The following is a 24392-nucleotide window of genomic DNA, read 5'->3' on the forward strand; positions in this document are numbered from 1 at the left end:
GTCTCACGGCTCATTCTCTGGGCGCCTGGAACGCCCATCTGTCCGACCCGCGTGTCGCTCGAATCGACTATTGCGGGACGAACAGATCACGAAATAAATAAGTACTCTCAGTTGTATTTTCCGTTATAATATTAGAGATCGAATATGTATCTCGACTCGGGCGACGGCCCTCTCGAGGACGCGACGGGCCGACCCTCCTCCGTCCGTCGACGACGGTCGCGGCCACGGCTGTGGCTACGGTCGCAGTCTCAGCCACGGCTACGGCTGCAATAGCAAACGAGGTCGAGTATCGACGATGACGTCGCGACGATCCCTGCTGCGGAAAATCGGCCTGACCGGTCTCGGCACGGCCACTGGCATCGCCCTCCTCCCGACACCCCCGCACTCGACCGCACTCCACGGCACGGTCGAGGGCGCTGAACCGCCCGCGGCCGCCGCCGACTGGATCGGCACGGAAATCACTACCGAGAACGAGACGCCTGTCGGCCGCTACCACTATGCACCGACGCGCGACGGGTTCGTCCCCACGGCGCCGTTCAACGTCGTGCTGATACCCGCTGCGGACGGTGAGGCGGGCCTCGAGCGCGTCATGACCGTTCTGGACGAGGAGGGCTGGGTCCGAAATCCGGTGGAATACACGCGATTCGGCTGGGATCGAACGACCGACTCGTACGTCCGCCAGCAGGCGACCGCCGCTCAAACCTACTGGGGGGCCAGCGGTCGGCGCCACGTCCGGTGCTGGTCGTTCGAGAACGTCGTCTCGATGCAGGCTCACGAGGATACCGGCGCCCGCCCAAAACACGGCATCGCCTCCTACCGGCGGGGACGAGAGACCATCGAGGCGATCTTCGACGCCGCTGGCTGGCGGGTCTCCCCCGGGACGATCGATCTGACCAACGAATCCGGCCCGGATCACGACGGACGCACGACGCTCATCGTGGAGGACTCGTGAGTACCGACGTCCCCTCCCTCCCCGAGCGAGCGACACCCGGCACCGTCCTCGAGCTCCTGGACCACCCCTGGATCGGCCTCGAGCGCCGGCGGACGGTCGCCGTGGGGGTGTACCTGTGTGGCCTCCTCGCACTGTTTTTGATCGGCTACTTCGGTGGACACGTGAGGATCGACGACGTCGTCCTCGACTCGCTGACGGTCGGCTTCGATTCCGTCAGAATGATCGCCATCGCGCTCGTCACCCCGACGATCCTGCTGATTCCGTTCTGTTACGCGGCCTGGAACGGTGGCCCGGCGCTCTCGTTCACGCTGCCGCTCGTACCGGTGACCATCGGGGACCTCCTCGCCGGCGGGTACGTCCTCGACCTGGACGTCGCGCTCGCGTTGACCGTCGGCGCGAGCGCGGCCGCCGTCGCGCTCGCGTTGACCGTCGGCGCGAGCGCGGCCGCCGTCGCGCTCGTGTCCGTCGACGTTCGGCAACTCGGCTCGGTTCAGGTGTGGCGCTCGAGCGAGGTCGACACCGATAGTGATCGACTCCTGTTCGTCACGTCGCTCGCGATCGTGGCGGCCGTGGGCGTCGGTCGGTTCGTCGCCGTCGCGCCGGCGTACGTGCTCGAGTGGTACGCCCCGTTCGGCGGCCTCTGGTTCGTCACCGCCGCGATCCTCGGGTTCTACTGGGTACGGTGGGCGTGGTCGCTGTCGGCGGATCGCGCCCGCTCGCGCGAGTCGGTCTGACGGCGAGCGCGGTCTCGACTGAACTCACCTGGATGGCTCCGAAGAATTCCGGCACTGAACAACCCACAGATATATGTTAGATATCGCCCATTCTACGGTAACTCGAGCGTCGTTTCCAGCGTTCCGCCTCACCAGCTATGACCGATACCGTCCTCTACGTAACTGCTCCCGATGCCGGGCCGTCGGCCGATACGACCAGGTCCGAAGGCGTTCTCGAACTCGAACGCGAACTCGAGCGGGTGGCCCCGCGGTCGTCCGTCGAGTGCGTCGACTCGATCGAGGCCATCGACGAGCGCGTCGCCGCTGCGGACTGCGTCGTCTTCGAGGAGGACGCGACCGGTGACGCGCCGCCGATCGAAGCCGTCGCCGTTGCCTGTACTGGAACGCCGCTCATCTATTACGGTAATCCCGACCGTGCCTCTGTTGCCGATCCAGACCACGAGCCCGACGCCGATCCCAACCACGACCTCACCACCGACTCGCACGTCGATTCCACCTCGATCCGCGCCTTCGAGGGCGTCGACGGGTTCGTTCGCCGGACCGACGACTCGGCGGTTCACCTGGCCGACGAGATTGCCTGGCAGTGCGGACGGCAGCCGCGACAATCGACGGCGACCGCCACGTCGGACGAAAATGACGACCGCCCGAAGGTCGCTCGCCTCCACCAGATGACGACTCGCCTCGTCGCGTGTCGCTCCGAGGAACGTCTCCTCGACCTCGCCATCGAGTCGGCCGAAGACATCCTCGGATTCGACGCGTCGTCGATCTCGCTCGCCGAAGAGCGAGACGGCGAGACGAAACTGGTGATTCGCGCCGGCTCGGACGAGTTCGACGACATCTCGCGAGCCCACGATCTCTCGGAGGGAATCCTCGGCAAGACATACCGGGAACAACGCTCGTTCCTGCTCGAGGAGGTGGCGGATCACCCCGACGCCCGTCCGCACGAGGACGGCTACCGATCGGCGATCAGCGTCCCGATCGAGGAGTTCGGCGTCTTTCAGGCAATCTCGACCGAGGAACGCGCCTACGACGAATCGGACCTCGAGTTCGCCGAGTTGCTCGTGACGTACGTCGCCCAGACGCTCAGTCGCCTCCGCGTCGCGGAGACGATGCGCGAACGGCGCGAGCGCCTGACCAGGCTCCACGAGGGGACGACCAAAATCGTCGGCTCGACCGACGAGGCGACGGTCTACGAGCGCGCGCTCGAGACGACGGAGACGGTGCTCGAACTCGACATCTGCGTCTTCCTCTCGGCGGACCTCGAGTCCGAGGAACTCGTCCCCGAGGCCTACTCGGACACGATGGACGAGCGATTGGCCAGGAGGGTGCCCCTCGACCACGGAATCGTCGGTGAGACCTACCAACAGGGTGAGCCGTCGATCATCGACGAAGTCGTGATCGAGGACCCGGAAATCGAGGGCCTGGAACGATTCAAGTCGGCTATGACCGTGCCCCTCGGGGAGTACGGCGTCTTCCAGGCAGTCTCCGAGCAATCACACGCCTTCAACGACGTCGACCTCGAACTGGCGGAACTCCTGTGTGCGCACGTGACCGAAGCCATCGGCAGGGCGCGGGCCGAAGCCAGCCTCGTCGAGGAACGGGATCGACTCTCGGCGCTGTTCGACAACGTCCCCGACCCCGCCGTCCAGTATTACCTCTCGGACGGCGAACCGACCGTTCGGGCGGTCAACGACCGATTCGAGGAGGTCTTCGGATTCGACACCGAGACTGTTCTGCACGAGGACGTCGACGACTACATCATCCCGCCGGGGTACGAGGACGAAGCACGTCGGCTCAACGAGGCGCTGTTCGCCGGCGAAACCCTGCGCGTGGTCACGCGGCGGCGAACCGCGACCGACGTTCGGGACTTCCTGGTCAACGTCGTCCCCCTCACCGCCGGCGAACGAAGCGTCGAGGGGTACGCCATCTACACTGACATCACCGACCAGAAGCGCCACGAACGCGCGCTCACGGCGAAGAACGAGCGCTTGGACGAGTTCGCCAGCATCGTCAGCCACGACCTCCGGAACCCGCTCAACGTCGCCCAGGGCTACCTCGAGTTGCTCGACGAGACTGGCGATCAGTCTCATCTCGGGGAAATCGACGACGCACTCGATCGGATGGACGAACTCATCGAACGCCTGCTCACGCTCTCGCGACGCGGCGACGTGATCGACGACACCGAACCCCTCGAGATCCACGCCGTCGCGACGGAGGCCTGGTCGGCAGTCGACACCGCCGGGGCGACGCTGCAACTCGGCGAGAACCAGCCGCTCGAGGCCGACCGGGCGCGACTTCGGGAAGCGCTCGAGAACCTGTTTCGAAATTCGGTGGAACACGGCTCGAGCGAATCCGGCAGGGATCGAAACGGCGACGCGAGCGACCTGACCATCACCGTCGGTGCCCTCGAGGACGGCTTCTTCGTCGCCGACGACGGCGTCGGCATTCCGTCGGACGAGCGCCAGTCCGTGTTCGAAACCGGATATACGACCACCAGTGGCGGCACCGGGTTCGGACTGAACATCGTCGATCAAATCGCCCGGGCGCACGGTTGGACCGTCGAGGTTACCGAGAGCGACGCGGGTGGTGCGCGATTCGAGTTCCGGGAAGGGTCGCCCAAGGACGCTGCGTCGGAACCGGTTCCCGAGTCCACTGGCGGTACCGACCACCGCCACCCCGACCTCGAGCCACCGGCCGACGGCGGTGACCCATCGGCGTAGTTATCGGTAGGCAATCCCGATCGACAGCAACGACGCGAGACCCGCGCCTGTAACCAGCAGAACCACGAGTCCGGCACCAACCTCGAGCCAGATGGCCCCCGCGAGTGGGAGGACCAACACGCCACAGAGCATCGCGGCGGTTCCGAGTCGCTTTCCGGTTTCGCGATCGACGTTTGGCGTCGTCAGCAGGTCTCGGCGGTCGTAGCGCCGGACTGCCCACCCCAGCCCGATACAGAGCGCGCTCGTCCCGAGGACCACAGTGGTTCCGACGACGCGTTCGGATAGCTCGAGGTCGATCGCGACCGCGAGCGCGAGCATCGACGCTCCGACGACGCTCATCACGAGCGCGTTCGCTCGAGCGCCCCCGTCGTCCGCGGGATCCGTCCTGTACGCGCGACGGATCCAGCTGCCGTGGCGCAGGCTCGCCAGGGCGAGGGCGAGACAGCCGACGCCGACGAGGCCGACGATTGCGGCGCCGGGATCGACCATCATGCTCGAAACGAGAACTGTCGTCGACAAAATCGTTTCGTGGCGTTTCCTCGTTCTCGTTCGCTCTCCTCACGAACGTTTCCTCGAGCGCCAGCGACGCCAGCACTGGCCGCTCCGATATTCGGGATTCCGGGAACGGACCTAATCGTCGACCCCGTACCCGAACACGAGTAGCTGACCTTCGTGCTCGACGTACCTTCCCAACGGGTGTTCTGTCGAATCCTCGTCGTACGTGGGAAGTCTCTCGAGAGAGACAACGACGTCGTACAGTTTCTCTCGGTCCATCTCATCGGTATCGATCGTCACGACTTCGTACTCCCCGCTCGCTCGCTTTTCGGTTGGAAAGTCTCTCTCTGACTCCACTGACCGTGAGAGGATCTCGTCCAGCACCGGATCGTCTGCGATTGCTTCGTGCGTCGATTGTGTAACGTCTGTTTCAGATGGGGCCTCAGTAACGAGAAGCGCGTACACTGCTCTCATCTGGTCGCTCTCGAGAGCACCCACTGTGTTAGTATCCGTCTCTTGAGGATCGTCGCTGGCGGTACTGGTATCCCGATCGAGACAACCGACGACCGGCGTTAATGCGCCGCTGCAACAGACTGCCAGTACCTGTCTACGATCCATACGCTCACTCGAAATTGTATATTCAAGTACTTTCTCCTCACTCACGCACAAAATGGCGGGGTAGCACCTCTCGTTAATTTATCCACGAATCGAATTCGCCGTTCGTCTCCCGCATCCGACCAGCGACCGAGTCCGACAGTCGATACGGCGTTCACCCACGGATCGTCGAGAGCATCGTCCTGAACTTCCCTCCGCTGAGCAGGTCGGTTCCGACGAAGATGTTCCGGGGAACGGTAATCACTCCTCGAGCGCCAGCGACGCCAACATCGCCTCGAGTTGTAGCCGCTCGTTCGCCCCCTCTGTGATCCGGTAGTCCACTTCGCCCAGACGCTCGAGTAAGCGAACCGTAGCGAGTTCCTCGAGGTCGAACTCCCAGGCCGACCGGTGGAGCTGGTCGATCACGTCGCCGCCGGCCAGCCCGCGGTCGGTGAGCAGCGAGTCGAGGGTCGCCCTGGCCGCCGTGAAGTCGCCCGCGATGGCCTTCTCGACCATCTCCTCGACCTCCTCGGGGCGGGCGGTCGCGGTGATCGCGAAGACGCCCTCCTCGTCGACGGCGTCGCCCATGACGGCTGCGGCCTGCAGGCCATTGATCGCCTTGCGCATGTCGCCCGCGGCGGCGTAGACGAGCGCGTCGACGCCATCGTCGGTCACTTCGATGCCCTCGGCGTCGGCGATCTCGCGCACCTGTGCCTCGACGGCGTCGTCGGAGAGTTCCGTGAACCGGAAGACGGCGCAGCGAGACTGGATCGGATCGATGATCTGGCTCGAGTAGTTACACGAGAGGATGAAGCGCGTGTTGTGGGAGAACTGCTCCATGGTCCGGCGCAGGGCGGACTGGGCGTCGCTCGTCAGCGCGTCGGCCTCGTCCAGAAAGATGATGCGGTAGTTGTGGCCGCCGAAACTCGAGCGTGCGAAGTTCTTGATTCGGTCCCTGACGACGTCGATGCCGCGCTCGTCGGAGGCGTTCAGCTCGAGGAAATTCTCTCGCCAGTCCTCGCCGTAGAGTTCGCGGGCGACGGCCTGTGCTGCGGTGGTCTTGCCGGTGCCGGCGGGCCCCGAGAACATGAGGTTGGGGAGGTCGTTCTGCTCGACGTAGCTCACCAGTCTGGGGACGATGTTCTCGTGGCCCTTGATCTCGTCTAACGTCTCGGGCCGGTACTTCTCGATCCAGACCTCGGTTCGCCCGGCGACCGACTCCGCTTGGCCGGTCGACTCGGCGTCGCCAGGCGACGGCTCGGACTCGTCTTCGCTCATGTCCCCGACGAGGGGAGCGCCGGCAATAAAACGACCGAAGCGGCGTTCGTGCCATCAGCGTAATTGTACTACCGACGTGGCCGCGCCACCGACTTTATCGTGCCACCGACGGACCACGTCACTCGAAGGCGAAGGCCACGGTGGCGCCCATCGGTTCCGCCCCCGGCGAACCCCACCGTGGCGTTTTATCGTCGAGCACGGCGTACTATTCACTGGTAGAATGTCAACAGAATCACAATTCTCGACTCGTCTCGTCGTAATCGCCGTCGCGACGCTGCTCGTCCTCGCGCTCGTTCCTGGCGTGGCGCTGGCACAGTCGGGAACCGGCGTCGGCGGCAACATCGTCGTCAGTGAGGACGAAACCGTCGACGAGGTCAATGCCGTCTCGGGGAACGTGATCGTCGAGGGAACCGTCACCGGCGACGTGAACGCTGTCTCCGGAAACGTGATCGTTGCCGAGGGCGGCGAGGTTCGCGGGGACGTCAACGCCGTCGGCGGGACGGTCCAGATCGACGGCCGCGTCGCCGGCGACGTCGCGGCCGCCGCCGGAACCCTCGAGGTCGGCGAGGGCGGTACCGTCGACGGCGCGCTCGAGGCCGGTGCCGGGACGGTAACCATCGACGGGACGATCGCGGGCGACGCGACGATCGGCGCCGAAACGATCACTCTCGGAGAGTCGGCGGCAATCAAGGGGAACCTTCGGTACGACGGTGACCTGCAAGGCAACACCGGCGCCGTCGCGGGTGAGATCACCCAGGACTCGAGCCTCGGCGTCGATCTAGCCCCCGTGGTCCTCCCCCTGGCCTCGTGGATCGCAGCCGCTTACGCGCTCGCGGCGAACCTGCTGCTAGGGGCGGTCCTGTTGATGCTCTTCCCCCGGTTTTCGGACGGAGTCGCCGCTCGAGTCGCGTCGAATCCGGTTCGAACGGGGCTGGTGGGTGCGGTCGTGCTGATCGGCATCCCCATCCTCCTGGTCGCCATCGCGCTGACCGTAATCGGCATCCCGCTCTCGCTCGTGGGGGCGCTGGCGTTCGTCTTCCTCGTCTGGGTCGGGGTGGTCTACGGCCGATTCGCCGTCGCCGCGTGGGCGCTCTCGTTCGCGGACGTCTACAACCGCTGGCTCGCACTGGTGGTCGGCCTGGTCGCCGGCGCCCTCGTTGGGCTGGTGCCGTTCGTCGGCTGGTTCCTGAACCTGCTGATCACGCTCCTCGGCCTCGGGGCGCTCGTCGGGGGGCTGCTCGCTCACCGCCGCCGGGTCAGACAGTCGGCCACCGACGCCGGTCGCCCGGAATCCGGCGACGCTGCCGCGTGAACGTGTAGACCGCGAGCGACGCGCTCAAGTGCTCCCGACGGCAACCTCGAGCCGAACACGAATGCCCGACCGCGTAACCGTCGACGTCAAAGGCGAGGAGACGAGAGAACTCGAGTTCGCGGCCCTCGAGTACGACGGCGACGTCCCCACCTACGCCGACGCCCTCGCCGCCGTGGACCTCAGCCCTCACGAGGTGAGCGTCCTGGTCGACGGTCGTCCGGTGCCCGAGGATCAGCCGATCGACGCCGAGAGGATGACCGTCCTGCGGTTGATCAAGGGCGGGTAGCTTGGATCACTGGCTCGAGAGCTCGGTCTCTTGCTGTATCACTATACTTTCTATAGCATTTCTTGCGAGGATCAGGCGATCGATCGAATCGCCTAGCGACGCCCCTCACCGTCGCTCGAGTAGCCGCTCGCCAGCGACTCGAGCACGTCGAGTTCGGGCGTCCGGTGGTCGACGAACAGCGGCGTGATCGACACCTCGCCGTCGGCGACGGCCCGTCGGTCAGTGCCGACGGGATCGGTCAGATCGACGTCCACGCTGGGATCCAATGGGTCGTAGAAGTGATCCCAGGCGCGGTAGGTGCCGTCCGGTCGCTCGTCGATCCGCACGTCGAAGTGGTAGGTCGGCTCCGTGATCCTGATCCGCGGGTCGGACTCGCCGGCGGGCACGTTGACGTTGAGGTAGTCGAACGGCCGCCGATCGCCGAGCTCGAGGGTTTCCCGGACCAGGTACCGGGTAATCCGCTCGGCGTCGGCGTACTCGTCCCGCCCGAACTCGCGGCTCCCCGTCACGGAATCGTACAGCGAGAGGGCGATCCCCGGCAGGCCGAGGAAGCCGGCCTCGATGGCCGCACAGACCGTCCCCGAGCGCTCGATCTTGTGCGCGCCGAGGTTGGGGCTGTCGTTACAGCCGGAGACGACGACGTCGAACTCTCGCTCGAGTTTGCCCCGGGCGAAGTGGACGCAGTCGACCGGGGTTCCGTCGACGGCGTAGCCCTCCGCTCGCTCCTCGACGGTGAATGCATTGGAGTCGCTCCTGGACATGCCGCTCCGGTCGGTGGCGGGTGCGACCACCGTCACGTCCGCGACTGGCTCGAGGGCGTCGTAGAGCGCCCGGATTCCCGTCGCGTCGATCCCGTCGTCGTTCGTCAGCAATACGGCCGGTCGGGCGGACATGAACGATCCTTCGCTCGCCACGACTATCAGCTTTCGTTAGCCGTCGGATACGGCCGTCGGTTTCGTCTCTTGCGTGCGCCGTTCTCACGGTCGTTCGGTCGGATGGTTCGAGACTGCTCGCCGTATGGGAACCTGTCGAGGACACAACCTCTTTAGTCTTGACGGCGTACGACCGCCATGGGAAGCGCTGGTCCGACTTCGTACGTCGTCGCCGACTTTTCTGCGGACTGCGTTCGAGTGCTTCCACGTCATCCCTACGAAATCGACCTTCTCGGGGGGAAGCCGGCGTCTCGACTCACGGCGGACGAGACGGTGATCGACGCGTCGACCCTTTCGCCTCGAGTTCGGTCGGTCGTCGAAACCGCCGTCGAGGGGAGCAGGGATGGTATCGGCACGCCGGCCTACGGGACCGAGTCCCCTTCCGATGCCGTCGTCCGAATCGCCGAGGAGTACGATTACGTTCGAACGACGTACAACGGGACGCCGGTAGTCGTGGAATTCGAGGCGTTCGAGAACGATCTCGAGCGACCGCCGCTCCTCGCCGTCGAGGCCACGCTCGTTCGGGACCGGATCACGTCGGACGACCCCGCGAAAATCTCGTTCTCACTGATCAACCGGAACACCGAGTCGATGATGTTCGACCACGTCCGTCCGTGGCCGTTCGGCGTCCCGGTTGCACATCTACTCCCCCAGGAAAAGGAGGGGATACAGCTCTGGAACGACCGGTACATCGATGCCTACGGCGCGTCGCGATTCGATTCTCTGTACGCACATCCTGGCGTGGACCGCCGTCGACCGGGACGAATCCTGGTTGGGGAGACCATACGAAGGGAATACCTCCTCCCGATCCCTGTCGACGCCGAGCCCGGAAGATATCGAATCACCGACTACCTCCAGTACTTCCCGGACGACTGTCGAAAGGAAGTACTCCGGTACGAAATCACGTTCGAGTTGCGACGTCGTTAGCCGACCTCGAGCCGATCAGTCCGACGCTTCCGCCGCCGCAATCGGCTCGAGCGCCAACTCCATCGTCACACCCTCGACGTCCCACGTCTTCCGGTAGGCGTCGGAGCTGTCCGCGTCGACGGCTCGAAGCGCCTCGGCGCGGACCTCCTCGCGGATCAGGTCCTCGCGCTGGCGGACGAGGTCGGACACGCGGTCGTCCTCAATCTGGATCTCGAGCGCGATGCGTTCCTCGACATCCAGGTCGAGTTCCTTGCGCATCTCCTGGACGCGGCGGATGACCTCACGGGCGTAGCCCTCGCTCTCGATGTCGTCGGTGAGCGAGGCGTCGACGTAGACGACGCCCCTGTCGTCGCCGTCGAGCCCGAACGCGGTGCCGGCGACGTCGTCGGGCGTCTGGGTGACGAACGAAACCATCTCGTCGGTGAGTTCCTCACCCTCCAGCGCGTCGGAGACGGCCGCCTCGAGCGCCTCGAGGCTCGGTTCCTCGATCCGGGCCGCGTTGAGGGCGTTCATGACCTCGCCGGCGCGGCCGCCGAAGGCGGGACCGAGTTCGCTCATGTCCGCCTCGGCGCTGTAGGCGAGTTCGCCCCACTGCTGGCCGGGGCCGACGAGTTCGACTGCGCGGGCGTTGAGTCGATCGGCCACGAGGGACTCGTGGCGCTCGACGGCCTCGACGGCGCGTTCGTCGTCTGCGGCGACGACCACGCGCGGGACGGGCCAGCGGAGCTTTCGTCCGGCCTGCTGGCGGGCGTTCGCCCCCGCCTCCTCGATGGCGCGGACGTAGGCCACGTCAGTCTCGAGTTCGGGATCGGCCCAGTACTCCTCGACTGCGGGCCAGTCCTCCATGTGGACCGTCGGGTGGCCGTCGTCGCCGGTGAGGGTCCCGTAGATCTCCTCGGAGACGAACGGCGCGTAGGGTGCGAGAAGTACCACGACCTCGCGGAGGACGCGGTAGATCGTCGCGTACGCGGCCACCTTCGAGGGGCTGTCCGATTCGTCCCACATGCGCTCGCGGACCGCCTGGACGTAGAACCGGGAGACGTCCTCGACGAGGAACTCGAGCAGCGTCTCGAGTGCCCGGTCCTGGCGGAACTGCTCAAGGTGCTCGGTCATCTCGGCCTTCGTGGACTGGAGGCGGGCGAGGACCCACTCGTCGACCAGCTCGAGGTCCGAATCGACCTCGTCCAGCCCCGTCTCGCTCGGATCGAACCCGTCCAGTCGCATGTACGGCAGCGGGAACCGGAACACGTTCCAGAGCGTCCGGAGGTGGTTTTCCATCGTCCGCATGCCGTCCCACGAGAAGCGCATGTCCTCGCCCTGCGGGTTCGCCGAGAGCAGGAACATCCGCATGGCGTCGGATCCGTGGCGCTCGATCGCCTCGTGAGGCTCCACGACGTTGCCGACCGACTTGGACATCTTCCGGCCGTCCTCGTCCAGCGCGTGGCCGTGCATCAGCACCTTGTCGTAGGGTACTTCGCCCATCGCGGCGGTTCCCATCCCCAGCTGGGACCAGAACCAGCCGCGGGTCTGGTCGTGGGCCTCGAGGATGAAGTCGGCGGGCCAGAGTTCGTCGAATTGCTCCTGCTCGCCGGGGAAGTTGAGGGTTCCCCACGACGCCACCGAGGAGTCGAGCCAAACGTCGAAGACGTCGGGCACGCGGGTGTAGGTCGTCCCGTCCTCGGTAATCGTGAGGTCATCGACGACGTCCTTGTGGAGGTCTACCGTTTCGGAATCGACGTCCTGGTCGACGCGCTCGGCGAGTTCCTCGCGGGTGCTGACGACGATCATGTCTTCGCCGTCGTCCCGTCCCTCGGGCGTCCAGATCGGGATCGGGATGCCCCAGTAGCGCTGGCGGGAGACGTTCCAGTCGGGGGCGTCCTCGACGAAGTCACGGAACCGGTTGTCGCGGGCCCAGTCCGGGAACCACTCGCTGTCCTCGATGTTCTCGAGGAGTTCGTCCTTGACGTCCGTGATCGTGATGAACCACTGGTCAGTGACGATCTGGATGATGCCGGTGTCACAGCGCCAGCAGTGGCCGTAGCTGTGGGTGACCGTCTCCGAGGCGAGGAGAGCGCCGTTTGCCTCGAGGTCGGCGGTAATCTCCTCGTCGGCCTCTTTGACGAACTGCCCTTCGTACTTCCCGCCTTCTTCGGTGTAGACGCCGTCGCTGCCGACGGGACAGAAGATCGGGAACCCGAGTTCCCGTCCTCGGGTAAAGTCCTCCTCACCGTGGCCGGGCGCGGAGTGGACGAGGCCCGTGCGGTCGGCCTCGACGTAGTCCGCGGCGTACACCTGGTGGGCGCCCTCGTGGCTCGCGTGGTCGGGCACCTCCTCCGCGAGGGGGTGCTCGTACTCCCAGCCGATCATCTCCTCGCCGGTGAGTTCCTCGAGGACCTCGTAGTCCTCGTAGCGTCCCTTCTTCAGGACGCCCTCGAGGCAGGCCTCGGCGACGTAGAGCACTTCTTCTTTCCCATCCTTTTCGGCGCGAACGCCCACGTACTCGAGGTCCGGATCGACCGCCGTGAAGGCGTTCGCGGGGATGGTCCACGGGGTGGTCGTCCAGATGACGATCGATCCCTCGCGATCGACGAGGTCGAATTTCACGTAGATCGAGGGATCCTCGACGTCCTCGTACTCGACCTCGTTGTTCGCGAGGCCGGTTTCACATCGGGGACACTGGCTGATGCTCCGCTGCCCCTGCTCGACCAGCCCACGCTCGGCGGCCTTCGAGAAGCCCCACCAGGCGGCCTCCATGTACTCCGGGTTCACCGTCTTGTACGGGTCGTCCCAGTCCATCCAGACGCCGAAGGACTTGAAGTCCGACTGCAGGCCCTCGAGTTGCTCGTCGGCGTACTCCTTGCACGCCTGGATGAAGTTCTCCTCGCCGAACTCTTCGATGTCCTTTTTGTTCTCGAACCCGAGTTCCTCCTCGACTTTCGTCTCGATGGGCAGGCCGTGCATGTCGTAGCCCGGCCGGTCGGTGACGTCGTACCCCTGCATCCGCTTGAAGCGAATGTAGAGGTCCTTGAGACTCTTGTTCCAGGTCGTGCCCATGTGGGCCGCCCCGGAGGTGTACGGCGGGCCGTCGACGAAGAAGAACGACTCGCCGTCGGCGCGATGCTGCTTCGTTCGCTCGTAGGCGTCGACCTCCTCCCAGTAGTCGAACACGCGCTCCTCGAGTGCGTGGGGATCGTACTGGTCGTCCACCTCCTCGAACCGGCTCATACCCGTGGTGAATCACTCCGGGAGTAAAGAGGAATCGGTTGGGCAGACGGATCTGCCGGATCGGAACCGTGAGGGACGCTCGGGCGAGCAGCGGACAGTACACCTTTGCTGTCGGAGAACGTACACGTAACCGATGCACGCACGCCAACGTACGTTCGTTCGCGACGGTCGTCTTCGGCGGTCTGTACGCCCTCGCCCTCTCGACGTCGTTTCAGCCCCTGCAGATCCCAGGCTACCTCGTCTTGGTGGGGTTCGGCGTCCTCGAGGAGATAGTCGCCGTCGAGTTCGCGGACACCACTCCCTCGATCCTGTTCGCCGCCTACGTTCTCGTGCTCGGACTCGCGGGGGCGGCGGTCGCGTCTCTCGCTCGCGGGCGGGTTCCCGATTCCGGCCTCGCGTGGGTGCGCCCCGGCGTCGCCGGCACTCTCGGCGTCGTGGGCGCACTCTCTACGCTCCTCGCCGTTTCGATTCTCCTGACGACGTCACAACGCGAACCCGTCGTCGTCACCGCCCTCGCCGGCCTGCTTCTACTGGGGCTGGCGGGCCTGATCGCCGGCGTCTTCGAGGTTTCCCTGTTCTCGAATCGAACGGCCGATCGCTGACCACGGACGGTCGAGTATCCGCTTGCTCGTCGGAGGCACCGTCGGGCTGAGTGTGCCAGTTCCGCGTTTCCCTGCCGCCTCGAACGCCGCTGTCTCGAGTCCCAGTCAATCGCCGATGACGACCGATCCCTTCGGGTGCTCGCGGCTCACCTGCATGGGGCAAGCGTCGGGGAACTGCGACTCGTCAGAGGAGAGCATGTACTGCACCCACTCGCGGTCGCCCTCGACGCCCCAGTCTCCGAGATCGGCGTGGGGGCAGACGCCGTCGTAGTCCTCGAGGCGGCCCTGGATGACCTCCCGGGCGCGCTGGCCGGCAGCCGTGTCGGCGGTGATCCCCTCGAACAGCGCGCGGGGCTGGAAGGTAATCTCGAGGCCGACCGGACAGTAGCGACTCTGCCGGACGTCGTAGAACGGCGCGCGGCAGGTCGGAAACATGGGCTCGCCGCCGAAGCAGAACTCCCAGGCGCTGGTGTCGGGATCGGTCGGGATGTCCTCGGGCCAGGGCTCGGGATCGTGGGCGTGGAGCACTTGCAAAATGTGCCAGAGAGCTTCGTGGTACTCCCGCTCTCGCAACTCGCATTCGGGCGGCCTGAAGAACGTCACCAGCGAGGCCAGTTCACTGTGACTTTCGTACACCTCGAGGTACTCGAGGATGGCTTCGCCCAGCGCGAAGAGGGCGTCCCTGTCGGTCATCGACTCGACGGTGGTGTACAGCGGCCATCCCTTCTGGACGGATTCGACGCCGAAGTAACAGGGGAAGGGGCTGCCGTCGTGGCTCCCGAGGAGTCCGTCGGTGAAGTTCTCGTAGTGCGCCACGACCCAGTCGGGGACTGCGCCCGATTCGACGCGCGCCTCGAGCGTCGCCTGGTCCAGGAGGGATCCCGCGCCGGGCTCGTTCATACCGGTTTCTGGGGCGCGGTGGTGCTATTCGTTTCGGATCTGATCACGACGACGGACCCGACTACCCCGGCTGGTCCGGCGATCCCAGTGGCTGCCGACCGACGGATTGAGGTCTCTGGCCCCTCGAGAGAACGACAATGGCTGTCGACAGTCTGGTGACCGATCGACTTGAGTTACCCCGTCGGGAGAGAGCCGTATGAACACCGATCGGCTGGGACCGGTCTACCTCTTCGGCATCGTGCTCAACGCGGGGGCACTCGTCTACGCGATCACGATCGGCGAGTACCTCTTCGCGAGCACGTTCGTCTTCGTAATCGTCTACCTCTCGTTCCGGTATCGAATGCTCTGATCGCTCGAGGGTTGAATCTCGAGGGCCGAATCGACAAGGAAAGCCGGTGGCAGGGCCCTCGGTTCATCGCCCTCGAGGTCGTCGTGCCGGATGCGAGTCGACTCAGAACAGCCCGGTCAGCACGTCCCGGAAGAGGATCAGGACGATGCCGGCGGCGACGACGGCGACGATCCACAGGAGCATGACGAACATGATCTCGCGGGTGAACGTTCGATCCTCGCCGGCCATTGACGATCCATCGGATTTCATTGGTTGATATTCAGACGGCGGGCACATAAAGGACTCGCACGCGCTTCCGTCGTCTCAGCCGCCCCACCGTACCATCGCTCCACCGTCTCCGTGACCGCCTCTCCGTCCTACCGTGCCGTCCGTTCGACGGAGCGATGCCCCCGTTCGACGACCTGGCGCTCGACTCGAGCGAGCAGCCGTCGGTTTTGGACACCGAAAGGACGGACCGCTATCGTTTTGCATCCCGTCTTCGTGGTCGGTAGCGATGACAGCACACACGCGAGCGGCCGACCGCCAGCCGCTCCCGCGATACCTGGCGCCAGTGCCGACGGCGCTCGAGGACCTGGGGCTCCGGTTCGCGTGGCTCGTGGTCGCGATCAACCTCGCGGGGACGATCTTCGGATTCTGGTACTACCAGGCCCAACTCCTGTCGACGTCGCCAGTGATGTGGCCGTTCGTTCCCGACAGCCCGCTGGCGACCCTGGCCATCGCGCTGGCTATCGCCGCCTGGAAACTCGGTCACGAACAGCCCTGGCTCACCGCCATCGCCTTCTTCGGAAACATCATCCTCGGACTCTGGACGCCCTACACGCTGCTCGCCTTCTGGGACGCTTACAGCTACCTCGATCCGCTGATGTTCCACTTCCTCTTCTGGAGCCACCTCGCGATGGTCGTCCAGGCGTTCGTCCTCCACCGGATCTCCGACTTTCCCGTCTGGGCCGTCGCCGTCGCGCTCGCGTACTACGGCGTCAACCTCGTCCTGGATTACTTCGTTCCCGTCGTCGGCGACCTCCACCACACGGCCATCCCGCTCGAGCGAACCGAACCGATGTACCTCGGGGCCGACGCGCTGGGCGTCATCGGCGCTGGTGAAGTAACCGTCACGCTGCTGGCGCTGTTTCTGGCGCTGGCGACGCGGGCGAAACTGTGCGAAACGGTGCAGCAGGCCGCGGCCCAGTGAACGGAAAAACGGCAGTCAGCTAGTTCTCGTCGTCGACCAACTCGAGGGACGGGTCGAGCTGTGCGGCAGCCGGCAGTCGCTCCACCCGGCCGAGTTCGTGGTCGTACGCGACGATGTCGGCGTCGGCCAGTTTCGGCAGGTGGACGTGGTGTAACGCGGTGGCGACGCGCTCGAGTCGATCCGGCGATCGATTGCCCTCGTGGACGGCGACCTCGTGGACGGCGTCGGTGAGTTCCTCGAACGGCGCAGTGTGTGCACCCGTCGCTCTCGTCGCTCTTGTCAGTGAACGTATATATACAACGTGCTCGTTTTCCAGGACCGTCCGGAAGTCCTGGGCGTCGAACGACTCGCGGGAACTCGGACGGAGCGCGAGAAATCCGACGGACTCAGTCCGCCCGCTCGTCGTCGACGATGACGACCGCCGACTCCGTCTCGATCATCTCACCGTCGCCCGAGTAGGTTCGCTCGAGCTCGACCTCGAACAGGTCGGCTTCGAGTTCCTCGCCGGCGACGGCGAGCGTCTCGTCTTCGATCTCGTACTCGCCCGCGTCGATGGCCGCGTCGATCTCGCCGACTTTCGCCCCGTACTTCGGTCCGAGGGTTGCGTAATCGAGGTCGATCGACGCCACCTCGGTGGTGATCTCCGGCGGCTCCTCGAGCGACTCGAGATTCCGGACGTGGCTTACGTCCTGGATCGCGTCCGCGAAGCCCTCGATTGGGCCGTAGACGGCCACGCTGTCGAGGCTGGCGTTCAGGGGCAGCTGGCGTTCGGACTTGTACCGGCGCAGCGCGGAGATGACCTCCATCGCGGTCTCGCCGGCCTCGAGGTCGGCCTCGTAGCCCTGTGGAACGGGCCAGGTTTCGGTGTGGACGCTGTCGAAGTCGTCCTCGTCTGTGGTCTCGGTGTTCTCAACGTACACCGCCTGCCAGATCTCCTCGGTGACGTGGGGGAGGATGGGCGCCCACAGCAGGAGGAAGGTTCGGTGAGCCGTTCGCAGCGCGTACTGCGTCGAGGCGCTGTCCTCGCGGGTCTTGGAGATCTCGAGGTAGTCGTCGCAGAACGTGTTCCAGAAGAACGTCCGGAGGTGGTTGCGGGCCTTGGCAAACTCGTAGTTTTCGAAGTGCTCGGTGAGCGTCTCGACGGTGGCGTCGAGTTCCGCCAGCAGCCAGCGGTCGATCGCCTCGAGTTCCGCGGGCTCCTCTGGATTGGCGGGCGCCAGGTTGTCGACCAGCTTCGAGGCGTTCCAGAGCTTCCGGAGGAGCTTCTCCCCGGCGACGATGTCCTGGTCTTGGTAGGGGAAGTCGTCGCCGACGGCGGCGCTGGCCGCCCAGAAGCGAATCGCGTCGACCGGGTACTCCGCGATCACCTCGGCGGGTTGAACGACGTTGCCCCGCGATTTGGACATCTTCTCGCGGTTTTCGTCGAGGACGTGGCCGTTGATCAGCGTCGCGTCGAAGGGCACCTCGCCGGTGTGCTCGTAGCACTTAACGACGGTGTGGAACAGCCAGAACGAGATGATGTCGTGGCCTTGCGGGCGCAGGTCGAAGGGGTAGAGTTCCGGGTTCGCCATCGCGAACTCCTCGGCCTCTGCGTCCCAGTCCCAGCCGGCGTTGATCAGCGGCGTCAGCGAGGAGGTCGCCCAGGTGTCGAAGACGTCCTCCTCGGCCTCGAAGCCGTCGTGACCGCACTCCGGGCAGCTCTCGACCGGCGGGTCGTCGCTCAGGGGATCGACTGGTAGATCCTCCTTTTCCGCGATGATCGGGTGATCGCACTCGCCACAGTACCAGACCGGGAACGGAATCCCCGAGTCGCGCTGGCGCGAGATCAGCCAGTCCCACTCGAGGCCCTCGATCCAGTGACGGTACCTGGTAAACATCTTTTCGGGGTACCAGTCCATGGCCTCGCCGGCCTCGAGGTATTCCTCTTTGTGGTCCAGAATTTCGACGTACCACTGCTTGGAGACGCGGTACTCGACGGGGGTGTCACAGCGCTCGTGGACGCCGACGTCGTGGACGATTTCGCGGCGATCACGGAGGTATCCCTCGTCTTCGAGGTCCTCGACGATGGCTTCTCGAGCGTCCTCGGTACCCATCCCCTCGTAGTCGCCCGCGAGGTCGGTCATCGTCGCGGTCTCGTCGATGGCCACCCGTAGTGGGAGATCGTGGGCCTGGTACCACTCGATGTCGTTCTGGTCGCCGAAGGTACAGCACATGACGACGCCGCTGCCTTTCTCCATGTCGACGCGGTCGTCTTCGATGATCGGCACCTCGTGGCCGAAGATTGGGATCCTGGCCGATTCACCCACGAGATCCTGGTTCTCCTCGTCGTCGGGGTGGACGAACACCGAAACGCAGGCCGGCAGGAGTTCGGGGCGCGTCGTCGAGATGACGAACTCCTCTCGAGGCGGATTATCGCCAGCCATCTCGAACGCGATGTCGTTGAAGTGCGAGTTCCGCTCGTCGTCCTCCGTCTCGACCTGTGAGATGGCCGTCTCGCACTCGGGACACCAGATCGCGGGCGCCTTCTTGCGGTACTCTCGTCCCTTCTCGTAGAGGTCGATAAAGGAGAGCTGGGAGATCCGCTGGACGCGCGGTTCGATGGTCTTGTAGGTATGGTCCCAGTCGATCGAGGTTCCGAGCGCCTGCATCTTCTCGGTGAACTCGGCCTCGTACTCCGCACAGACCTCGCGACAGAGCTGCTGGAACTCCCGGCGCTCGTAGTCCTGGTGGCGGATGTCGAGATCCTCCTCGGTCAGGCGCTCGGAGGCGATGCCGTTGTCGTCGTAGCCGAACGGGAAGAGGACGTCCCCATCGGCCATTCGCTGGTAGCGGGCCGCAAAGTCTTGCAGCGTCGAGCCGTAGAGGTGGCCGATGTGCAAGCTCCCCGACACCGTCGGCGGCGGCGTGTCGATGGCGTAGGTGGTGTTCGGATCCTGGCCGGGTTCGCCCTCGTAGGCGTAGGTCTTCGCGTCGACCCAGGCGTCCTGCCACCGGCTCTCGATGGCTTCGGGGTCGTAGGTTCCCTCGAGGCCGCGGCCCTGTGCTTCGGTCTCCGCCTCGAGGTCGCCGTCAGCACTCATGCTCTCACCGCCCGTGTGGGGCGTCGTCGGTTCGTCAATCGGTCGCGTTCGCGGTATCTCGTCATTGGTGTTACTGGTCGTTGTTCGCTGTATTCCAGTCCGGGACAATACATCCGTCGAAACGGGGAAAGAGATGGGGCTAGAAGGCCCCTACGAACACGGCGGTTCGAGGACCGGCGTCACCGGGCGTGACGAACTCGTCCATACGTTTACTGTTCGCTACAGCGTGTTAGCCTTTTCGCGTCTTCCCGTGCTTCTCGCGAACGTGACCGTTCGCCTTCGATTCACCGGGGCCGGATCACCGCTCGCCTCTCCGTTTCGAGGTCCAGGTCGGTCTCGAGGTACGCCGCCAGGCGCTCGAGGAACTGGTCGTCGACGCCGTCGTCGTGGGGCGACTCCCCTCCTCCTCGCACGAGAACGATCTCGTCGTGATCGGTCGGATCGTGCTCGCCCTCCATCACCAGCGCGAACAGCTGTCGCGGCGTCACCGGGTCGCCGGCCTCGAGTCGCCCGGCGATTCCCTCGAGCGAGTCCTCGACGGTCGTCTCGACGTCGAAGGTCACGTCGACGGAGACGTTCTGCCCGCCTGTTTGGCCGCGATGGCGCTCCTCGAGATTCCGTTCAACAGCGAGACCGCCGTCATCACGAGCCTCGCTATCGGTCTCGGGGTCGACTACAGTATCCACCTCGGGGAGCGCTTCGTCGCCGAGCGGCGCGAGCGCCCGACTCTCGAGGCCGCCCTCTCGGCGACGGTGACGGGAACGGGTAGCGCCTTGCTCGGCAGTGCCGCGACGACCGCCGCCGGGTTCGGGGTGCTCGCGCTCGCACTCGCGCCGCCGCTCCAGCGATTCGGGTTGGTGACCGGGCTGGCGATCGCGTTCGCGTTCGTCGCCTGCCTGACGGTCCTCCCGTCGTTGCTCGTCGTTCGAGAACGGGTTCTCGATCGATTGGGCAGGTCGAACGTATAAAAGGAGACGGTGAAGCCGCCAGTTTGGTGTGCGTAACGAAGGTCGTCGCCCCCGTTTCGACGGACACGATGGCCGACGATTCGCCGGAACACGGCGGTGACCTCTCGACGCTCGGTCTCGTCGTCCCGATCGTGCTCGCCGCCGTCACCTTCGTCGGACTCGCCCTCCTGCTCGGCCCGGCCCTCGAGCCGGACGCGATCGATTCGAGCGACGACGTTCCCGACGACAGTCCCACCCCGGACCCGTTTTCGTGGACGACGTCGCCGCTGGTCGACGATGGTACCGACGCGGGACCTGATTCGAACGGTAGTTCGGACGACTCGAACGAATTTGACGACCCGGATGGCTCAGACGACCAGGGTGACTCGGACGAACCTGACGATTCAACTGGACGCGAACGTGGAACCGACGATGCCTCCCTCTCGAGCGACGACGAACGCCACGAATCCGGAACCACGGAAGACGAACGCCGTGAAATCGACCGTGGTGAGCGTCGGTCAGCCGCGAACTCGGACAGGAGCGAAGACGTTGGAGAGAACGAGGATCACGACAGCAGGAATGGCCGACGAGGCAATGGGGACCCATCCGGCAACGGCCCGCCGCCGCACGCAGGAACGCCCGACAGTGGCGGCCCGCCGGACCACGCAGGCCCAGGTGAGTCGTCCTTCGATGGCGACGACGAGGGCGACCGAGGACGTGGTGGACAGGGACGTTGATCGTCTCCCTCGAGTCCGTCTCCTCCGATAGTCGGATAGCTCGAAGGGGAATTTATTTGTTGTTTATCTAATTATTCGGGGGCGCAATGATTCCTGCCCTCCGCCCGCTCGCACAACTCCTCCTGTCGCCGGTTGCGTTCTTCGACGAACGACCGCCGAAGACGACCCTCCCAATCGCGGTTGGAATCGTGGTTCTGTACACGATTGCGCTCGTCCTCGCCGTCTCGCTCGTCGGATCGATGCTCGCCGGCGCGATCGACGCCACCGTCACGATGGACAATCCGGATCGACCGCCCGAAATGGTCTGTGAGATGTACGAGGACGATGCCGACTCGCTCGTCACCGAGGGCTGTAGTGAACCCGAGACGGTCGAGCGCGACGCGGGTGAACTTGTCCAGAAGGCGGTCCACGATTATCTCGGCTTCGCCGTCTTCGCTCCGCTCCTCCTCTGGGCGCTCGGGACGGGAACTCTCTACGCCGTCGGACGTCTCGCGGGCGGGACGCCGTCGTTCACCGGTGTACTGTCGCTCGCGGGGTGGGCCGCGCTACCGGAGTTCGTTCGACTCGTAATCGGCCTCGTTGGACTTCGAGTCGCGCTCTCGGACGTGATCATCACCGATGTCGACCGGAGCGTCGACGCGCTGGAGGCAGCGATGGCGCCGATCGATCCGTTGTTACTGGTCGCCTCCCTGGCGACGATGGGCTGGCAGTGGTACCTGCTCACCAGTGGACTCGCCAGCGAAGCCGACATTCCGAAAGGGATGGCAGCGCTCGGCGTAGGCATCCCCCTGGTCTCTTCTCGCTCGTGACGCTCTTCTGAGTCGTTCACCGTTCGGGCATCGCAGCCGAATCCGAGTGTGCCCGCACCCACAGTTCGCCGATCCGCGACAGCCGCGTTCGGTAGGACTTTCCGTGCTCCTCGCGCTCGATGTAGCCCTTGCCGCCCGGCCCCAGTCGGTCGACGTTGTAGATCACCTTCGAGCGGAAGCTGTCGGTGTACTCCTCGTTGAGTTCGCGCGAGAGGGCCTCCGCGAGTTCTGAAACGGACTCGAACTCGCCGTCCTCGCCGAGTTTATAGAGGATGAGTTCCTCGAACGGCTTGACGTTCGAGAAGGAGGCGACCGGTAATTCGACGATGTGTTCGCCGTCGATTTCCTTCGCACCGATGGTCGTCCCGCGCTCGTCGAACTCCGCGAGGAGTTGTCGGGCGCTCTCGAGACGACTGGCCACGCGTTCGGTCTCAATTTCGGTCGCTGGCTCGCCGAGTTCTCGCTCCCCCGCAAGCAGATCCTCGAGCAAGGCCGACTGTTCGCGTAGCTCCTCGGCCAGTTCCGTCTCGAGATACTTCTCCGGGGCCGTGTAGTAGGTGTGGATCTGCTCGCGGTCGTCCTGGCGCTCGACCATCAGGGAGTGGGCGGCGGTCGCGAACGCGAAACTCACCGTCCGGGGCATGGCGGCGATGTTGACCCAGACCTCGTTGCCCTCGTCGAGCTCGTCGTTGATCAGGTCGTAGGCCTGCTCGAACGCCTCGTCGTAGTCGTAAACGTCCTCGAGGACGAACCGCTCGGTGGTCGCCCCCAGCAGGTTCTGGAAGTCGGTCTCGAGTTTCTGGGAGAGGTGCCGGGAGTACTCGACGTTGGCCTCGCTCCCGACGGCCCCCTCGAGGAGGATGACGCGGTCGACGCCGTACTGATCGCGCACCAGTGGGGCGATCAACCGGTCGTAGTCGAAGCCGACCGGGACGATGTGGGTTTGCATACGCGGTAGAGGTGGCCGGATAGTATAAAAACCACCAGACTCTCGACCGCTGCGACGCCTTCGTCAGTCGCTGTCGTCCTGGCTGTCGTCAGTGCCTGCGAAACCGAATCGGCCGTACGTTCTTCCGAACGACTGGTACGCCTCAGAGCTCGCCGATCAAACGAGCCTGGGCGAGAGACAGATTCTCCTCTTCCTCGGTGAGTTCCCGACCACGTTGCTGTTCGACCCAGGCTACCAGTTCGGCCTCGTCCGTGGTGTTCTCGTCCGGTTCGTCGCTGGCGTTCTCGGTCGTCGTCTCGCTCTCTTCGTCCATGCTCCGTTATTCGCCTCCGTAGCCAAGTACCTTGCCCGGAGACGGCGTCTTCGGCTCGTAGTACTAGACCTCTCGAACGGCGAGAAGTTATTTATCGAGCGACTGTCTCTCCAAACGACGTGAATCGACGCCACTTCCTCGCGGCAACCGGAATCGGGGGTACACTTCCGATTTCGCCGACGGGCCGTCTCGGGAACGGGCCGAGTTCGGCGACGTTCGATCCGCACCCACCCGCGCCGACCGAGCCGCCCGCACTCCCGCCAGGTCCGGAAGAACCACCCGAACGACCTGCCGAGGTGACGGCCGAGCACGTCTCTGCGTACGTCTCTGGATACGAACACGCGTTCACGTACAACACGCTCGAGTGCCGCAATCTGCAGGAGATTGACGTCGCATCCGATGCCGTCCTTGAGGCCGAAACCGATCACGGCGTCTACGCGTTCGCTGTGGCGACCGGCTACTCGCGGTGTGGGGCGGATTCGGAACCCGAACACCGCGACTACGGACCGCCACCCATCGAATGGGCCGTTGGCGAGGGGTACGCCGTTCGGATCCGTGACGACGCCACCAGGTACCGGAATGCCGACCGAACGTTCGGGACCGACCACATGGACGAACCCGCGTCGAGATTTGCCGTCACCAACTTCGACCACCTCGCTCACGACGTCACCGTCACCGTGACCCACGAGGGCGACACAGCGTACGAAGAAACCGTCGCCCTCGAGCCGCGAACGGCCATCCACGTTCGAAACGTGAGCGCCGCTCCCGGCGACCAGAAGGTGTCGGTCGAGACGGACGAAGGGGCGACGGCCTCCGACACGTGGACTGCCGACCCGAACCGGAACGCGAGCTGGGTGTTCCGCGTCCTCGCCACCGGCGAGGTGTCGATCGAACGGCGCGACCCGTACGGCGAGTTCTGAGCACAACTAGACCCGGCTCGTGACGAACGTCAAAGGCGCCGGACGTGGGGGATTGGACTCGAGATCCGGGCGCTGTGGCCTCGACGTCGCCCCGGGGGTTCTGTCCTCGTGACGATGCCTTCACCGGCAGCACCCTCGCCAA

The 24392-nt window shown here is 65.0% G+C and carries 24 protein-coding genes and 1 pseudogene; 13 read left to right on the forward strand and 12 right to left on the reverse strand.

What is annotated here, in order from left to right; translation table 11 throughout:
* The first annotated feature begins 295 nt into the window (after window positions 1-295).
* The 3 genes from AC6I65_RS01920 to AC6I65_RS01930 all read left to right on the forward strand — a co-directional run bounded on the left by AC6I65_RS01920 (window position 296) and on the right by AC6I65_RS01930 (window position 4406).
* Window positions 296-952 (forward strand): hypothetical protein, encoded by a 657-nt coding sequence (locus tag AC6I65_RS01920; protein WP_497902413.1) that lies wholly within the window; start codon window positions 296-298, stop codon window positions 950-952.
* Window positions 949-1686: a hypothetical protein gene (locus AC6I65_RS01925; protein ID WP_497902414.1), complete on the forward strand. Its 738-nt coding sequence runs from the start codon at window positions 949-951 to the stop codon at window positions 1684-1686. Before AC6I65_RS01920 ends, AC6I65_RS01925 begins: the two co-directional genes overlap by 4 nt.
* A 137-nt stretch (window positions 1687-1823) precedes the next feature.
* Window positions 1824-4406: a GAF domain-containing protein gene (locus AC6I65_RS01930; protein WP_497902415.1), complete on the forward strand. Its 2583-nt coding sequence runs from the start codon at window positions 1824-1826 to the stop codon at window positions 4404-4406.
* Here the strand turns inward: AC6I65_RS01930 and AC6I65_RS01935 are convergent, their stop codons facing one another.
* The 3 genes from AC6I65_RS01935 to AC6I65_RS01945 form a co-directional block, all read right to left on the reverse strand.
* Window positions 4407-4898, reverse strand: coding sequence for a hypothetical protein (locus AC6I65_RS01935; RefSeq protein WP_497902416.1), 492 nt, complete (start codon window positions 4896-4898; stop codon window positions 4407-4409). It lies immediately after the preceding gene.
* 138 nt (window positions 4899-5036) lie between these two features.
* On the reverse strand, window positions 5037-5564 hold the full coding sequence (locus tag AC6I65_RS01940; protein ID WP_497902417.1) for a hypothetical protein: 528 nt from the start codon (window positions 5562-5564) through the stop codon (window positions 5037-5039).
* A 192-nt stretch (window positions 5565-5756) separates the two neighbouring features.
* Window positions 5757-6773, reverse strand: a complete 1017-nt coding sequence (locus AC6I65_RS01945) for a replication factor C small subunit (RefSeq protein ID WP_497902418.1) — start codon at window positions 6771-6773, stop codon at window positions 5757-5759.
* A gap of 220 nt (window positions 6774-6993) precedes the next feature.
* Here AC6I65_RS01945 and AC6I65_RS01950 point away from each other — a divergent pair, with 220 nt between their 5' ends.
* Both AC6I65_RS01950 and samp2 read left to right on the forward strand, forming a co-directional pair.
* Window positions 6994-8085 carry a bactofilin family protein gene (locus AC6I65_RS01950; RefSeq protein WP_497902419.1) on the forward strand — a complete coding sequence of 364 codons (1092 nt, stop codon included), beginning with the start codon at window positions 6994-6996 and terminating at the stop codon, window positions 8083-8085.
* 61 nt (window positions 8086-8146) lie between these two features.
* Window positions 8147-8371, forward strand: a complete 225-nt coding sequence (gene samp2, locus AC6I65_RS01955; RefSeq protein ID WP_497902420.1) for a ubiquitin-like small modifier protein SAMP2 — start codon at window positions 8147-8149, stop codon at window positions 8369-8371.
* Between the two features lie 92 nt (window positions 8372-8463).
* On the opposite strand, the gene surE is transcribed toward samp2, so the two are convergent.
* A complete protein-coding gene (gene surE, locus AC6I65_RS01960; protein ID WP_497902421.1) occupies window positions 8464-9264 on the reverse strand; it encodes a 5'/3'-nucleotidase SurE in 801 nt (266 codons plus the stop codon).
* A gap of 177 nt (window positions 9265-9441) precedes the next feature.
* Here surE and AC6I65_RS01965 point away from each other — a divergent pair, with 177 nt between their 5' ends.
* Window positions 9442-10230 (forward strand): hypothetical protein, encoded by a 789-nt coding sequence (locus tag AC6I65_RS01965; RefSeq protein ID WP_497902422.1) that lies wholly within the window; start codon window positions 9442-9444, stop codon window positions 10228-10230.
* 15 nt (window positions 10231-10245) lie between these two features.
* Here the strand turns inward: AC6I65_RS01965 and ileS are convergent, their stop codons facing one another.
* On the reverse strand, window positions 10246-13455 hold the full coding sequence (ileS, locus tag AC6I65_RS01970) for an isoleucine--tRNA ligase (protein ID WP_497902423.1): 3210 nt from the start codon (window positions 13453-13455) through the stop codon (window positions 10246-10248).
* 68 nt (window positions 13456-13523) lie between these two features.
* Here ileS and AC6I65_RS01975 point away from each other — a divergent pair, with 68 nt between their 5' ends.
* Window positions 13524-14057, forward strand: coding sequence for a hypothetical protein (locus AC6I65_RS01975; protein ID WP_497902424.1), 534 nt, complete (start codon window positions 13524-13526; stop codon window positions 14055-14057).
* A 105-nt stretch (window positions 14058-14162) separates the two neighbouring features.
* Here the strand turns inward: AC6I65_RS01975 and AC6I65_RS01980 are convergent, their stop codons facing one another.
* Window positions 14163-14957 carry a YqcI/YcgG family protein gene (locus AC6I65_RS01980; protein ID WP_497902425.1) on the reverse strand — a complete coding sequence of 265 codons (795 nt, stop codon included), beginning with the start codon at window positions 14955-14957 and terminating at the stop codon, window positions 14163-14165.
* Between the two features lie 196 nt (window positions 14958-15153).
* Between AC6I65_RS01980 and AC6I65_RS01985 the strand changes: the two genes are divergently transcribed.
* Window positions 15154-15306, forward strand: a complete 153-nt coding sequence (locus tag AC6I65_RS01985) for a hypothetical protein (RefSeq protein WP_497902426.1) — start codon at window positions 15154-15156, stop codon at window positions 15304-15306.
* 102 nt (window positions 15307-15408) lie between these two features.
* On the opposite strand, the gene AC6I65_RS01990 is transcribed toward AC6I65_RS01985, so the two are convergent.
* Window positions 15409-15555, reverse strand: coding sequence for a hypothetical protein (locus tag AC6I65_RS01990; protein WP_253432202.1), 147 nt, complete (start codon window positions 15553-15555; stop codon window positions 15409-15411).
* Window positions 15556-15799: 244 nt separating this feature from the next.
* On the opposite strand from AC6I65_RS01990, the gene AC6I65_RS01995 reads away from it, so the two are divergent.
* Window positions 15800-16495: a DUF1405 domain-containing protein gene (locus tag AC6I65_RS01995; protein WP_497902427.1), complete on the forward strand. Its 696-nt coding sequence runs from the start codon at window positions 15800-15802 to the stop codon at window positions 16493-16495.
* A gap of 19 nt (window positions 16496-16514) precedes the next feature.
* Here AC6I65_RS01995 and AC6I65_RS02000 read toward each other — a convergent pair whose 3' ends face one another.
* The 3 genes from AC6I65_RS02000 to AC6I65_RS02010 all read right to left on the reverse strand — a co-directional run bounded on the left by AC6I65_RS02000 (window position 16515) and on the right by AC6I65_RS02010 (window position 20138).
* Window positions 16515-16811, reverse strand: a complete 297-nt coding sequence (locus AC6I65_RS02000) for a DUF7344 domain-containing protein (protein WP_497903146.1) — start codon at window positions 16809-16811, stop codon at window positions 16515-16517.
* A 70-nt stretch (window positions 16812-16881) separates the two neighbouring features.
* On the reverse strand, window positions 16882-19683 hold the full coding sequence (locus tag AC6I65_RS02005; protein ID WP_497902428.1) for a valine--tRNA ligase: 2802 nt from the start codon (window positions 19681-19683) through the stop codon (window positions 16882-16884).
* A 176-nt stretch (window positions 19684-19859) separates the two neighbouring features.
* Window positions 19860-20138: a DUF8102 family protein gene (locus AC6I65_RS02010; protein ID WP_497902429.1), complete on the reverse strand. Its 279-nt coding sequence runs from the start codon at window positions 20136-20138 to the stop codon at window positions 19860-19862.
* A 27-nt stretch (window positions 20139-20165) separates the two neighbouring features.
* On the opposite strand from AC6I65_RS02010, the pseudogene AC6I65_RS02015 reads away from it, so the two are divergent.
* From AC6I65_RS02015 to AC6I65_RS02025, 3 genes and pseudogenes are all read left to right on the forward strand, one after another.
* Window positions 20166-20543 (forward strand): annotated as a pseudogene (locus tag AC6I65_RS02015) (MMPL family transporter); the annotation flags it as partial.
* A gap of 26 nt (window positions 20544-20569) precedes the next feature.
* A complete protein-coding gene (locus AC6I65_RS02020) occupies window positions 20570-21259 on the forward strand; it encodes a hypothetical protein (RefSeq protein WP_497902430.1) in 690 nt (229 codons plus the stop codon).
* A gap of 86 nt (window positions 21260-21345) precedes the next feature.
* Entirely contained in the window at window positions 21346-22068 is a 723-nt protein-coding gene (locus AC6I65_RS02025; RefSeq protein ID WP_497902431.1) for a Yip1 family protein, read from the forward strand.
* A 16-nt stretch (window positions 22069-22084) separates the two neighbouring features.
* On the opposite strand, the gene AC6I65_RS02030 is transcribed toward AC6I65_RS02025, so the two are convergent.
* Both AC6I65_RS02030 and AC6I65_RS02035 read right to left on the reverse strand, forming a co-directional pair.
* Window positions 22085-23017, reverse strand: coding sequence for an HFX_2341 family transcriptional regulator (locus AC6I65_RS02030; RefSeq protein ID WP_497902432.1), 933 nt, complete (start codon window positions 23015-23017; stop codon window positions 22085-22087).
* Window positions 23018-23159: 142 nt separating this feature from the next.
* On the reverse strand, window positions 23160-23330 hold the full coding sequence (locus tag AC6I65_RS02035) for a hypothetical protein (protein ID WP_497902433.1): 171 nt from the start codon (window positions 23328-23330) through the stop codon (window positions 23160-23162).
* Window positions 23331-23449: 119 nt separating this feature from the next.
* On the opposite strand from AC6I65_RS02035, the gene AC6I65_RS02040 reads away from it, so the two are divergent.
* Window positions 23450-24250 carry an Ig-like domain-containing protein gene (locus tag AC6I65_RS02040; protein WP_497902434.1) on the forward strand — a complete coding sequence of 267 codons (801 nt, stop codon included), beginning with the start codon at window positions 23450-23452 and terminating at the stop codon, window positions 24248-24250.
* The last annotated feature ends 142 nt before the right edge of the window (window positions 24251-24392 follow it).

The sequence above is a fragment of the Natronosalvus sp. KLKA75 genome (assembly GCF_059736265.1).

What these genes read in the sequence shown, in the direction of transcription:
- AC6I65_RS01920 (WP_497902413.1), top strand. Translation starts at nt 296, where the DNA reads ATGACGTCGCGACGATCCCTGCTGCGGAAAATCGGCCTGACCGGTCTC.
- AC6I65_RS01930 (WP_497902415.1), top strand. Translation starts at nt 1,824, where the DNA reads ATGACCGATACCGTCCTCTACGTAACTGCTCCCGATGCCGGGCCGTCG.
- AC6I65_RS01935 (WP_497902416.1), bottom strand. Translation starts at nt 4,898, where the DNA reads ATGATGGTCGATCCCGGCGCCGCAATCGTCGGCCTCGTCGGCGTCGGC.
- AC6I65_RS01945 (WP_497902418.1), bottom strand. Translation starts at nt 6,773, where the DNA reads ATGAGCGAAGACGAGTCCGAGCCGTCGCCTGGCGACGCCGAGTCGACC.
- AC6I65_RS01950 (WP_497902419.1), top strand. Translation starts at nt 6,994, where the DNA reads ATGTCAACAGAATCACAATTCTCGACTCGTCTCGTCGTAATCGCCGTC.
- samp2 (WP_497902420.1), top strand. Translation starts at nt 8,147, where the DNA reads ATGCCCGACCGCGTAACCGTCGACGTCAAAGGCGAGGAGACGAGAGAA.
- surE (WP_497902421.1), bottom strand. Translation starts at nt 9,264, where the DNA reads ATGTCCGCCCGACCGGCCGTATTGCTGACGAACGACGACGGGATCGAC.
- AC6I65_RS01965 (WP_497902422.1), top strand. Translation starts at nt 9,442, where the DNA reads ATGGGAAGCGCTGGTCCGACTTCGTACGTCGTCGCCGACTTTTCTGCG.
- ileS (WP_497902423.1), bottom strand. Translation starts at nt 13,455, where the DNA reads ATGAGCCGGTTCGAGGAGGTGGACGACCAGTACGATCCCCACGCACTC.
- AC6I65_RS01980 (WP_497902425.1), bottom strand. Translation starts at nt 14,957, where the DNA reads ATGAACGAGCCCGGCGCGGGATCCCTCCTGGACCAGGCGACGCTCGAG.
- AC6I65_RS01985 (WP_497902426.1), top strand. Translation starts at nt 15,154, where the DNA reads ATGAACACCGATCGGCTGGGACCGGTCTACCTCTTCGGCATCGTGCTC.
- AC6I65_RS01990 (WP_253432202.1), bottom strand. Translation starts at nt 15,555, where the DNA reads ATGAAATCCGATGGATCGTCAATGGCCGGCGAGGATCGAACGTTCACC.
- AC6I65_RS01995 (WP_497902427.1), top strand. Translation starts at nt 15,800, where the DNA reads ATGACAGCACACACGCGAGCGGCCGACCGCCAGCCGCTCCCGCGATAC.
- AC6I65_RS02025 (WP_497902431.1), top strand. Translation starts at nt 21,346, where the DNA reads ATGATTCCTGCCCTCCGCCCGCTCGCACAACTCCTCCTGTCGCCGGTT.
- AC6I65_RS02030 (WP_497902432.1), bottom strand. Translation starts at nt 23,017, where the DNA reads ATGCAAACCCACATCGTCCCGGTCGGCTTCGACTACGACCGGTTGATC.
- AC6I65_RS02035 (WP_497902433.1), bottom strand. Translation starts at nt 23,330, where the DNA reads ATGGACGAAGAGAGCGAGACGACGACCGAGAACGCCAGCGACGAACCG.